This window comes from Nioella aestuarii (assembly GCF_050896395.1).
GTDB classification, from domain to species: domain Bacteria; phylum Pseudomonadota; class Alphaproteobacteria; order Rhodobacterales; family Rhodobacteraceae; genus Nioella; species Nioella aestuarii.
In genome coordinates this window covers 1-10515 of sequence record NZ_JBPBBA010000064.1, presented here as the reverse complement: position 1 = coordinate 10515, position 10515 = coordinate 1, and the positions used below count along the sequence as shown (strand labels likewise).

Annotated in this window: 8 protein-coding genes and 3 pseudogenes; 6 read left to right on the top strand and 5 right to left on the bottom strand. The window is 57.7% G+C overall.

Annotated elements, in window-relative coordinates; all coding sequences use genetic code 11:
* Positions 1-3740 (bottom strand): annotated as a pseudogene (locus ACROHD_RS20215) (hypothetical protein); the annotation flags it as partial.
* 323 nt (positions 3741-4063) lie between these two features.
* Positions 4064-4792: a class I SAM-dependent methyltransferase gene (locus ACROHD_RS20210; protein WP_432680254.1), complete on the bottom strand. Its 729-nt coding sequence runs from the start codon at positions 4790-4792 to the stop codon at positions 4064-4066.
* A 48-nt stretch (positions 4793-4840) separates the two neighbouring features.
* Here ACROHD_RS20210 and ACROHD_RS20205 point away from each other — a divergent pair, with 48 nt between their 5' ends.
* Positions 4841-5077, top strand: a complete 237-nt coding sequence (locus tag ACROHD_RS20205) for a hypothetical protein (protein WP_432680253.1) — start codon at positions 4841-4843, stop codon at positions 5075-5077.
* Between the two features lie 99 nt (positions 5078-5176).
* Here ACROHD_RS20205 and ACROHD_RS20200 read toward each other — a convergent pair.
* A pseudogene (locus ACROHD_RS20200) lies at positions 5177-5275 on the bottom strand (transposase); the annotation flags it as partial.
* 109 nt (positions 5276-5384) lie between these two features.
* On the bottom strand, positions 5385-6269 hold the full coding sequence (locus tag ACROHD_RS20195; protein WP_432680252.1) for a hypothetical protein: 885 nt from the start codon (positions 6267-6269) through the stop codon (positions 5385-5387).
* A 473-nt stretch (positions 6270-6742) separates the two neighbouring features.
* Here ACROHD_RS20195 and ACROHD_RS20190 point away from each other — a divergent pair, with 473 nt between their 5' ends.
* From ACROHD_RS20190 to ACROHD_RS20170, 5 genes and pseudogenes are all read left to right on the top strand, one after another.
* On the top strand, positions 6743-6994 hold the full coding sequence (locus ACROHD_RS20190) for a hypothetical protein (RefSeq protein ID WP_432680251.1): 252 nt from the start codon (positions 6743-6745) through the stop codon (positions 6992-6994).
* Positions 6995-7043: 49 nt separating this feature from the next.
* Complete coding sequence (locus ACROHD_RS20185) at positions 7044-8003, top strand: IS481 family transposase (protein ID WP_432680250.1); 960 nt, start codon at positions 7044-7046, stop codon at positions 8001-8003.
* A 47-nt stretch (positions 8004-8050) separates the two neighbouring features.
* Positions 8051-8272 carry a hypothetical protein gene (locus ACROHD_RS20180; RefSeq protein ID WP_432680249.1) on the top strand — a complete coding sequence of 74 codons (222 nt, stop codon included), beginning with the start codon at positions 8051-8053 and terminating at the stop codon, positions 8270-8272.
* Positions 8273-8290: 18 nt separating this feature from the next.
* A pseudogene (locus tag ACROHD_RS20175) lies at positions 8291-8689 on the top strand (transposase); the annotation flags it as partial.
* Between the two features lie 90 nt (positions 8690-8779).
* Positions 8780-10150, top strand: a complete 1371-nt coding sequence (locus tag ACROHD_RS20170; RefSeq protein WP_432680248.1) for a hypothetical protein — start codon at positions 8780-8782, stop codon at positions 10148-10150.
* 109 nt (positions 10151-10259) lie between these two features.
* Here ACROHD_RS20170 and ACROHD_RS20165 read toward each other — a convergent pair whose 3' ends face one another.
* Complete coding sequence (locus ACROHD_RS20165) at positions 10260-10424, bottom strand: hypothetical protein (protein ID WP_432680247.1); 165 nt, start codon at positions 10422-10424, stop codon at positions 10260-10262.
* Positions 10425-10515 lie beyond the last annotated feature (91 nt).

The window sequence follows — 10515 nt, the reverse complement described above, 5'->3', positions numbered from 1 at the left end:
TAGCTGGACTGGTCGCCGAAGTAGACCGCCGTGTCGATTCCGCCCCCCCCGTCCAACGTGTCGTTGCCGGCGCCGCCCGCAACCGTGTCATTGCTCGCCAGGGCCTCGATGGTGTCGGAGCCCCTTGTGCCCACCAGGAAATCGGGCGCCGGCGTTCCGGTGAGGAGTCTGCCTGGTGTCGCCACCTGGGCCGTTGCGGCACTCGTGACGCTTTCGAGGGTGTTGAACGTGTCCGTGTAGGAATAGACCACGGTGATCGTGGTGCCGACATCAGCCTGTGTCAGGGTGTACGTGCTGGCCGTGGCGCCGGGTATATACAGGCCGTTCCGCTGCCACTGGTATCCAGCCGAAGCAGCGTCGATACCATCTTCGTCTGTGACCCCTGACGCGTCCGCGGTGAGCGTCTGTCCCAGTTCTGCCGCGCCTGTGATGATCACTGTGCCGCTTGGATCATTGTTGGCGTTCTGAATGGCTTCAGTCGGCGTGCTCGCCACGCTTTCCAGGGTGCCGAATGTGTCCGTGTAGCTGATCAGGACGCTCATCTGTGCGCCGACATCGGCCTGTGTCAGCAAATAGGTGTTGTTAGTGGCACCAGAGATTGGCGCCCCGTCGCGCCGCCATTGATAGGCAATCGAAGTGTTGTCGATCCCGTCAGGGTCGTCGAGCCCGGATAGGTCGGCCTCGAGCGTTTCGCCCTCGAGAGCCTGCCCCGTAACCTGTGGGGCGCCCTCGGGGTCTGCATTCGACAGGATTACATCCTGCAGGCCGAAATCGGCGATGTTCGCGCCCATGATGTGCAAGACCGTACCATCGGGAAATGTCAGAATGACGCTGCCCGCTTGCGCGTTCTGGATGGCGTCCACGGCGGTTTGCGCCGAAAAGCTACGTAGGTCGATAAGATCAAGACCCGGTTGGAAATCCTGAACCGTATCGGCGCTACCATCCGGCATTGCGACGAAGACGTCCCCCTCGGCTCCACCGGTCAGGCTGTCATTCCCTGCCCCTCCAGCCAGACGGTCCTGCCCTGCCCCACCCTGCAGGTCATCCGATCCGGCGCCGCCCTCAAGGAGATCGTTACCAGCCTGGCCATTCAGAACGTCATTGCCGGCCCCACCCGACATCAGATTGGCTCCGGCACTCCCGTCGAGAGTGTTGTTGCTGCCATCGCCGAATTGAGCCGCCGCGCCTGTGAACTCGAGGGTTTCGGTCTGACCGGTTCCCAGAAGATCAATCTTCACGGAGACCGTTTCGAAATTCTGGACCACGGGCCCCTGCTGAAACAGAGCCCCTGGAGCACTCGGGTCCGCGAAAATTTCGAGCTGATCGTCGCCCGGTCCGCCGTCCGCTGAGGCGAACCCGGGAACTGCCATGAGCGTATCGTTGCCTTCCCCGAGAAGCACCTCCCCGGCAGGCGTTTGGAGAGCGACAAAATCGTGTCCGCCCTGAGTGTCGATCGCCTGTGCGCCTGCCACGTCGATAAGGACCTCCCCATCGCCCGTGCCCGCGACATTGGCCCCCTTCAGAAGGTTGAAATTGTTGACCGCGCTAGTTCCGCCGAGAGCTTCGATCGCCTGATCGAGGGTGGGCTTGATGTCTGGCGTGCTCCATTGATCATCGGTGAAGCGGACGGCGGGCCATCCCTTTTCCAGCCCGGTCTTGTCCATGAGCTGTTGGACGAGGCCATCCAGAAGCACCTCGAGCTTCGCTTCGTCCACGAGGTTTTCCTGAAGCTTGGCCCTGAGAGCATTGAGCTCGGGAAGGATGGCATTGACCTCTGCGCGCCAGTCAAAACCCGCGTTTGCAGCAGTCATTCCGGCAATCGTAACCGAAAGGGCCAAACCGAGCGGTGGATTAACAATCGAAACCGCGATAGCAACGACTGAAGACCCAAATAGAAGCAAGTCGGTCGCGTCCCGATCTGCCTTGTAGAGCTTGTCTCCGTCAATCGCTGCGAGTTTGATAGTGCTTTCGGCGGCATTCACGGCGGTCATGCCGGCCTTTCCAATGGTTTCCTGTATCCGCTTTGCCAGATACAGATCATCGGCGGATTGCAGAATGGGAACAGCGCTAACAATGGCGAGCATCGTCTCGCGAACGAGCGTCCTGTCTGCCGTATCAATTTGGGCTTCGAGCTCGTCGATCTTGGCAATGGCAGTTTGAACGTCGACGAGCTCGTCGATGGTCTGCTTAACCTGCTCAACCAGGTCTTGAATGCGGTCACGGTCCCGAATGACACCGAGCAGCTCGTCCCATGTAGCCTCGCTCTCCTCGCCAAGAAGTCCACCGCCAAACTCGAAAACAGTTGTCTCATGCAGCAGGCTGATCGTGTCGGTTTCGTTCCCTTTCTTGACCTGTGCGAACGAAAACAACTCCGAGCCAGAGTTAATTTCGACCGTGTATTCCGGACCTTCTCCAAAGAAGTAGACGGTATCGCCTTCACCGGCAAAGATCTGGTTGTTCCCGCTGCCGCCGAACAGAAAGTCTGGATTGCGATCATCTTCGTAATTGACGTTAGGATCTGGCCGAGAGCCGCCATAGAGCGTGTCGTCTCCGGACCCTCCGTAGAGCTTGTCGCGCCCTGAGCCTCCGATGAGCGTATCGTTGCCGGCATAACCGATCAGAAGATCTCTGCCGTCCTCACCGTCCAGCAGGTTGGTTTCCGCCCCAGCAACAGGGCTCCCAGGGAACTCGATCCCAACCAGAACCCCAGCGAGCGTTCCCGGGTCCCCGTCGACATTGGTCACGTCAAAATTATCATTGGCGGCAAGGACATCGTTGTTGTCTCCACCCTTCAGTGTATCGTTTCCGTCGCCCCCAACCAGGATGTCATCCCCGGACCTGCCCTCCAACGAGTCCTGGTCTTCTCCGCCTCGAACCTTGTCTGCAGCAAGCGACCCGAAGATCGTGTCGTTGCCCCTTTCCCCATCGAAAAACTTGGTGAAATCGAAGGCAACATTCTGGGAGAGCTGAAGCTTGTCGGCTTCCGGCAGGTGAACCTCATCATCACCCGCGTCGGCAAAGTACAGTTTGTCGTCGAGAGTGCCTGGATCGTCCAAAAGGGCTTCGATCTTGTCGACTTGATCAGGTGTCAGGTTGTTGAAATCAACAGAGTCTGGATTTTCTGTAAATAACCCCTCGGGGGCCCTCTGCAGCCAATCCTCACCCCAGGCATCGACCCGAACCTGGTAATTATTGTCCAGAGTGGTTGTGATCAGAAATCGCCCACCGGGTTGATCGGGAACGCTGGGAGGAAATGACTCAACATCCTCACCTTGAAGGATGAGGTAATAAGTGCCGGGTGTCGAAGGTGCGGTATACGCTTCAATCGGATAAGCGCCATTCGGAAAGCCGGGGATTACAGGATTGCTTGGCGGATAATCTATAGGATGCCTGGTCAGGACTTCTGTATCTATAATAAACTGTTGCGTCAGGAAGAGGTTGGCTACATAGCTAACATTAGGATCATCTTGGCCACCAGCAACCCTTAAGGTTTGTTCGGCGGTATAAAGTTCACCATCGGTTACTGGCGTAATGAATTGATCGCGAAATAGATATACGGTCTGACCTGGAAGCAATCTGAAATAATGTGTTTCGCGGATTTCTGGAAGAGGCCAGGTTGCCGGTGATGTAAATCGCCCAGTTACGGTATCGGTGATAAGTGGTGCGCCGAGCACTTCCTGATCTGTGACGGAAATATTGCCGTCTTGATCTGTAGGTGAAAAAAGAATAAGCCCGGGCATATCAACCTCCAATAAAAGATATGGGGGGGGGGGGCAAATATCTACCTATTACGCTATAAAAGTCGATGGCACCCCCTAGCCATCAAAAGAGCTACTATAGCATATGCTCTTTTCGAGCATGTGGGCCATGTGGGCTCGGCAGCTTCCTATGCAAAGAATTGTAAGAAGGCCGCAGCCGATGAGTCAAGAGATCTTGAATGGGCACCTGCCGCATCACGGACAGAATGCTTGCCTCATAGAGACGCGTCAGATCGGAGTTCAGGTTCGATGCGGGTTTGAAGAAGCACAGCGCGAACCGGATGAGGCAACTAGCCAAAGCGCGGCTAGCTGCCGTCCTTACCTTTGAAGATCGAAGTGCGGCCCCTGACCTGCAGCGCCTTGCGCGAGCCTTTGACCTCGCCATTTTGCGAGGTGATGGAGAACGGCGGTTCGGCTTGCACGCGTTTTTCGAAAGCGACGATTGAATCGTAGAAGCGCACGCCTGCAAGTTCCTTGGCGATCGGGTCGAAGGGGAACATCGCGTCCTGGTCGGTGTACCAACTGTGCATGGCGTCGACCTTGCGCTTTGCGAACTCGATGAAGCTGGCTTCGTTGCGGTAGCCGCCGCCAAAGCCGGGCCAGTAGGCGGTGTGGCAATCCTCGACCATGTAGAGGCTTTGCGGTTTCATATGCGGCCAGAGGCCGTTGAAACTGGCGATCTGGTGGGCGTTGATATGACTGCCATCGTCCAGCACCACGTCAAAGGGGCCGTATGTCTCGGCAAGGCTGTTCAGGAAGGCCGGGTCGGCCTGATTGCCGATCTCGACATGGGTGCCGGGATCGGCATGGGCGGCGCAGTCGTGGTCGATATCGACGAAGACAAGGGTGGCGTCGTCGGCAAAATATTCTCGCCACATCGGAATCGAGCCGCCCCTGTAGACGCCGATTTCAAGGAAGGTGATCGGGCGAGAGCGGAACCGCGTCAGTTCACGCTCGTAAACGTCGAAATAATGCGCCCATTTCATCAAAAGGCGGTCATCGGTGCGTTTGATATAGTCGGCAAACCAGGTCATGCTTCGATCCATTAAAACTTACCGCAGCGTGGGTCTGACTTGGTCCGAATGCAAGGGGTTATCAGCGTCGAAAAGGCATTCGGTCGCTGGAACAAGGTGCCAGCCGTGTTCGTCCTGGCCCATGTTTCTGACCGTCACGGTGTCACCGAAAAGGGGTCATTGTTCGAATTGTTGAACGACGCGATCCGGGCCTACTTCGCGCGATCACCGGCAGCAGCCATCGCCATGTGCCGTGCTGCCTTGGAAATGGTTTTGCGGGAGAATTACCTTGGCCTTCAAACATAAGATAAACGTGGATTGAGAGAAGTTATCAACTTGGCCGATGCTCGATCTGAACAGCTTGAAAAACCACCCTAAACTGTCCCATTGGCGCTGACGTCAGACAATCGTCAGGCAGGTCTGAATGGCAGTATCGCTGTATGTCTGCTGGCGGCCACGCCTGCCTGTTGGTAGGGCATCCCAGTTCATCTCAGGATCGAGCCAACCTCTCGGGACATTGCTGCTCAATGCCCTGCCGGTCAGTGGATCGTCAGCGAGCATCGGCGCTTGAGCGCGTGCGCCGGTGGGCTTGAACCAGTGGCGCCTCACCGGCTTACTGTAGGCCGGCCGGTTCCTGGTCTTGCAGGTCGGGGAGTGTGGGTCTACTGAAACAGCTACCAAGCTGGATTCGCAAGATTAATCGCTCAACCGATTTGTGCAACAACGCCGTTCGACTCCCAATGCCCGCCTCTCGCATTCTTTCAAATCGAGATGCCCACCCATCAAGCATCTCATCAGATAGGCGTTCGCCTTGAGACGTTCGGAAGGTTCCGGTTTGGAAATCGTATCGAGCACGGCGGATCTCCGGGACATAGTGGGCGACACTTTCCGTCAACACGTCGATCATCCGTTGGATGCTACCCAAGTGATCCCCAGATTTCCAGCGCAAAGGCGGGACGCCAAGACTTTCGTCCCCGCGTGTCTGGTATTCATGTGGCTCAAGGTGCTCGGTGGTGCCATGCTTGAGGGCCGATGACAGCATGTTCTCGGTGCGGCGGCTCAAAGCTTCTGGTGAAAGACCTGCGGGGTCGCCAATGAACGTGCGTCCGGTGTTGATAGCGTAGCCCGAGATCGCGGAGTGGACTCTGTTTCCGCCCTCGCCCTCTTTCAGTAGGTGGACATCAATCCAAACGCGATCCTCGTCTTGGTAAACCACAAAGTCGTTGCCGCCGGGCGTCCGCAGGAGGTGGCGTTCATCAGCCCCCGCCTCTGCTGTTTCCTCTGGCGTCTGCATTTCTCCGATGTAGCGCGCATCTGGCATGATGTCCGAAAACACGCCCTCGATCGTGCTGGCTGTGCTGGTCGGGTTGGCGAAGATGTCGTCCAGATCGGAAAGCTCTGTCAGCACTCGCGCAGCGAACCGGTCCCCTTGGGCTTGCGCCCGAAATACTGTTGCCTCGCTGCGCAATTCCCCGGTGTTCCCGGCGTGGCGGCGCATGATCTCGCCAGAGATCTCCCGGCCAAAGACATTCTCGGCGGTGATGTCGTCCAGCTTGGCTTTTTCGCTGTCGTTCAGAACCGGGCGCTTGGAGGGGCTTTTCCCTACCGCCTCTTGCTGACCGTTATCCGCAGCGTTCCGCCCGTCCTGCGTTCCGCCCTGGCGCGCGGCGTCTCGCTCATTGACTTCTGGGGCGAGGCCTTCGAGGCCGGGCTGGCTATCCGGGCCTTGATCGACGAGATCACCAGCCGGAACAGGGCGACCACCTTGCGGAGCATCGCGGGTTACTGCCGGGGTTCGGGTTTCGGAAGCATCGGGTCCAGGTCGCGCTGTTTGCGCAGATCCATCGACCGACCGTGCGCTTGGACGTTGCTGCGCATCGTAGGGCCGCGTGGGCCTTGCCGAGATTGTTGAGCGGGCGATTTCCGCCCATGCTAAGAGTGCATGTATGCTTTGGATTTTGGAGATCTGCCATGAACCTTTTCATGCTGTTGGGGTCAGTCAGCGCGCGAAAGTGCGGCAGCGATGCTGGCACGGGTGCAAGGGCGGTAGTGGTGCTCTGGATGCTATTGGTTACCATGACATTTACAACAACTGCCAGCGGCCCAGCATGGGCTAACGAGCGGTCCCGGATGTTCCAAGATTGCATGGCTTTTCAAATGATTGCGGTAGAATCTTCTACAGTCGATGGCGATCCAAATGATGCGATGTCCCTAGCTGTTTGATCCCACGGTTTGATGGTGTGATCCTTTCGATAGAATGGAAGGAAGCACTATGGGACAAGTTCGTCATGGCAGCGCCACGACCACGCACGCTGTCAGAGCAGCAATACAGCGATCGCAAGCTTCGATCACGTCGCTAAGCAAGGAACTCGGTATCAACCCGAAGACAGTTGCCAAGTGGCGAAACCGCAAGACCGTTGAAGATCGAAAAACGGGGCCGAAAGAGCCACGCTCAACCGTTCTCAGTGAAGCGGAGGAGGCAATGATCATCGCGTTCCGGCGACACACCTTGCTGCCGCTGGACGATTGCCTTTATGCCCTCCAGCCTTCGGTCCCGCACCTGACACGGTCGGCGCTGCATCGGTGCCTTCAGCGGCATGGTATATCGCGTTTGCCGGACATGGATGGTGACAAGCCAAAACGTCAGAAATTCAAGCGCTATCCTATCGGCTTCTTCCACGTTGATATTGCAGAGGTCCAAACTGTCGAGGGCAAGCTCTATCTCTTCGTAGGCATTGATCGGACCAGCAAGTACGCCGTTACTCAGCTTGTCGAAAAGGCCAATCGCAAGACCGCGTGGGAGTTCCTTGAGTACTTGCTCGGGGCTGTTCCCTACCGCATTCACACAATCCTCACCGATAATGGCATCCAGTTCGCAGAGCAGCCACGCAACCGGAATACGCCCTATTCCCGGCCTATGCGCTTTGACATGATTTGCGATGCCAACGGAATCGAGCACCGACTGACAAAGCCCAATCACCCCTGGACCAACGGCCAAGTCGAACGGATGAACCGCACGATCAAGGACGCCACGGTCAAGCGGTATCATTACGACAATCACGATCAGTTGCGCACGCATCTCGCAGACTTCATGGCAGCCTACAATTTTGCCCGCAGGCTGAAGACGCTCAACGGTCTGACACCCTACGAGTACATCTGCAAAATCTGGACATCTGAGCCAGATCGATTCATCCTAAATCCGATCCACCAGATGCCGGGACTGAACACCTAGCGACAAGAACGCTCGAAGAGAACGGGGCATTGGCCGCATTGCCGGCTATGGCCGCAAACATTGAAAATCAGTTTCAGATCGCACAATCAACCAACAATACGCTGGGTTTTCGTCTCTGGCTGAAGTGGATTGCAGACGGGATAGCGGACGAACCTATCCAAGAGTATCGGCTCACGGCCAGAGCGACAGCAGGCTCCTTCGAAGCCTGTATCTTACATGTCTATGACATTAATCTCGGCTTAATGGCAGGATGGCAGGACACGGAATAAACCAGGGTCGGGATTCATACCCGCAAGTGCCACGACGCCATCGCCGACCGCGGCGCGCACGCTGTCATTCCGCCCCGCAAGAATGCGAAGCCGTGGAAGACCGTCACCGCCGGAGCAATGGCCCGAAACGAAGCCCTGCGGGCGTCGAAATACCTGGGCCGCGCCCTCTGGCGACGATGGAGCGGATATCACCGACGAAGCCGCGTCGAGACGAAGATGCATTGTGTGAAACTGCTGGGCCAGCGGCTCATGGCGCGGGACTTCGACCGTCAGGTCGCAGAGCTCCAGGTCCGCATCGCCGTACTCAACGGCTATACCGCGCTCGGCATACCCATCACGAAACCCGTGGACGACTCTGTCCGGGGAAAGGGGAGCATCGGCTATCAGCCGATTTGTGCATGTATGCACGACCTGTGAGCCTAGTTGGAGGCCTTGACACAAATCAACGCGTCTCACCCTGCCGGAAACTACCCTACCATGTGGTGCGACGAAGAAGGAGTGGGGCAAATGACCAGATCGTCATGCAGCGTAGGACTGGTCGCCACAGTATTGTGCCTGGGACTTGGCGTGTTTTTCCTGAACGCCCCGAAGGCACTGGCACAAACCGCATCCTGCCCGCCGGAGTTGATCGGGGATGGTGTGTGTAACGAAATGGGGATCGGCCGCGGCCATTGCGAACATGGGTCCGATAGTGCGGACTGCGCGCAATGGTATGAAGATCCCAATGCCTGCTGGAACGCCGGCGACGGAATATGCGATGAGCCCGGCATCGGGACCGGGCTCTGTCCCGCGGGGACCGATAGTTTCGACTGCGACGGCCCGCCCGGGGGACCGGATTCCTGCCCCTATGCAAATGACGGATCTTGCAACGAACCGGGCTTTATCACGGAAGACACCCCTTGGTTCCTCGGCCAGATCCTTTGCGCCCCCGGAACCGATACAACCGATTGCGACGACGCCCGGTTGAATTCCTGCTCGAACGCATATGATGGCTATTGCGATCCGGGTATTGGCCGCGGCGGTGAGTGCGAGCCGGGCACCGACACGTTCGACTGCAATGAGTTGGTGCAACGGGATACCTGCGCGACGGCCAATAATGGATCATGTGAAGAACCTGACCTGGGTGACGGCTCCTGCGCCTTCAGCACCGATTCCAGCGACTGCCGAACCCCGCGCCAGCGGATTTGGGCCGAATCCTGCCCATGGTCGGATAACGGAGTTTGCGATGAACTTGGCCGAGGCGCTACGGGCCTGTGCTGGCCGGGCACAGATCAGTTTGATTGCTGGGCAGCCACCGCAGCCATCCATGCCCCACTCGGCGGGCTCAATAGCTGTATATATTCTTTCGATCTCATATGCGACACCACACTAAATCCGGGCGGAAATTCCCTTTGCGGGAGCGCGGGTGATCAATTTGACTGCGAGGTGGAAGGCGCTGCGACCGGGGGGGTGAACGCCTGCGACACGGCCCGAAATGGGGTCTGTGACGAAGCGCAGATCGGCACCGGTACATGCGATGCCCTGACCGATACAGCCGACTGTCAGCCAGTGCGTGAGGCCAACACCTGTGACACCGCCTTTGACCGGCGCTGCGACGAGTTACGCATCGGGCGACGGCTTTGCCCCGTTATCGGGCCCACGGGGCTTGGGTACTCCTGTGAAGAGATATTTACGGAGGATCAGGTCTGCGCCCCCTACACGGACTCCGCCGACTGTGAGCACCTACGTGGAACACCTGGTGATCTGAACAGTTGCTCCCTGTCCTTTGACGGGATCTGCGACGAACCGCAGAATGGGACCGGGCTTTGCTTTGAGAACACGGATGCAATGGATTGCTCCATGACCAATGGTGGTACCGCCGGGACGGACAGCAAGTAGGTCGCATAGAAATGCGCGCTCCCATGGGACCAGGGGAGCGCGTAGATTGACCGAAATGGGGCTGGGTCCGGGAATGACCTTTCGCTGCCGAACGCGAGTGCGGGTCTTACTATCCGAACTGGAAGAGGAGTCTGGTGTTGCATCCGTTGCCTTGGGCGACGTTTGCGTTGGTGCCTTCTCCGAACTGGAAGATGCCGTAGCTGTCGCAGCCGTTCTGGGCGAGGCGCGCGGCGAGGTGCGCGCGTAGCTGTTCGGTCTTGGTGGTGTCCGTCATTGGTCAGTCCTTTCATTGTCCGTCGTCAGATAATTTGGGACATCAGAGCGGGTTTTGTTTTGGAGGCTCTGGCTCATCCTTGATTGAGTTT

What these genes read in the sequence shown, in the direction of transcription:
- ACROHD_RS20210 (WP_432680254.1), bottom strand. Translation starts at nt 4,792, where the DNA reads ATGACCTGGTTTGCCGACTATATCAAACGCACCGATGACCGCCTTTTG.
- ACROHD_RS20205 (WP_432680253.1), top strand. Translation starts at nt 4,841, where the DNA reads ATGCAAGGGGTTATCAGCGTCGAAAAGGCATTCGGTCGCTGGAACAAG.
- ACROHD_RS20195 (WP_432680252.1), bottom strand. Translation starts at nt 6,269, where the DNA reads ATGCGCCGCCACGCCGGGAACACCGGGGAATTGCGCAGCGAGGCAACA.
- ACROHD_RS20190 (WP_432680251.1), top strand. Translation starts at nt 6,743, where the DNA reads ATGAACCTTTTCATGCTGTTGGGGTCAGTCAGCGCGCGAAAGTGCGGC.
- ACROHD_RS20185 (WP_432680250.1), top strand. Translation starts at nt 7,044, where the DNA reads ATGGGACAAGTTCGTCATGGCAGCGCCACGACCACGCACGCTGTCAGA.
- ACROHD_RS20180 (WP_432680249.1), top strand. Translation starts at nt 8,051, where the DNA reads ATGGCCGCAAACATTGAAAATCAGTTTCAGATCGCACAATCAACCAAC.
- ACROHD_RS20170 (WP_432680248.1), top strand. Translation starts at nt 8,780, where the DNA reads ATGACCAGATCGTCATGCAGCGTAGGACTGGTCGCCACAGTATTGTGC.
- ACROHD_RS20165 (WP_432680247.1), bottom strand. Translation starts at nt 10,424, where the DNA reads ATGACGGACACCACCAAGACCGAACAGCTACGCGCGCACCTCGCCGCG.